The organism is Cecembia lonarensis LW9, from assembly GCF_000298295.1.
In the GTDB taxonomy this organism is placed as follows: domain Bacteria; phylum Bacteroidota; class Bacteroidia; order Cytophagales; family Cyclobacteriaceae; genus Cecembia; species Cecembia lonarensis.
Genome location: NZ_AMGM01000281.1, coordinates 1 through 719, shown reverse-complemented (window position 1 = coordinate 719; position 719 = coordinate 1). Strand labels below are relative to the sequence as shown.

1 protein-coding gene is annotated in these 719 nt (G+C 65.4%); it reads left to right on the top strand.

From position 1 onward, the window contains the following. Nucleotides 1-650: VOC family protein (locus B879_RS24155; protein WP_040401626.1), on the top strand; the 650-nt coding region annotated here is incomplete at its 5' end. Nucleotides 651-719: the final 69 nt, after the last annotated feature.

Below are 719 nucleotides of genomic sequence, written 5' to 3'. Positions count from 1 at the left end.
TGGTCCGCCTGGACCACTTCAACCAGGTGACCCCGGACGTCCAGCGCGGCCGCGGCTACCTCGAAGACCTGGGTTTCCGCGTCACCGAGGACATCAAGGACGAAGAAGGCACCACCTACGCCGCTTGGATGCACCGCAAGGGCACCGTGCATGACACCGCCCTGACCGGCGGCGACGGCCCGCGCCTGCACCACGTGGCCTTCTCCACCCACGAGAAGCACAACATCATCCAGATCTGCGACAAGATGGGCGCCCTGCGCATGTCCGACCGCATCGAGCGCGGCCCCGGCCGGCACGGCGTCTCCAACGCCTTCTACCTCTACATCCTGGATCCGGATGATCACCGCATCGAGATCTACACTCAGGACTACTACACCGGGGACCCGGATAACCCGGTGATCACTTGGGATGTGCACGACAACCAGCGCCGCGACTGGTGGGGCAACCCGGTGGTCCCGTCCTGGTACACCGAGGCTTCCAAGGTCCTGGACCTGGACGGCAACGTGCAGGAACTCATCGAGCGCACCGATTCCTCGGAGATGGCGGTGACCGTCGGCGCCGACGGCTTCTCCTACACCCGTGAAAAGGATGAGGACGGCACCTACCGCGGCGAGGCGGCCAAGGGCTTCAAGCTGGGCAACCAGCTCTAGAGCACCTGCAACATCACCGGGCCGGCGTGCGGCGCATCATCGATTCGATGGTGCACCGCACGCCGGCCT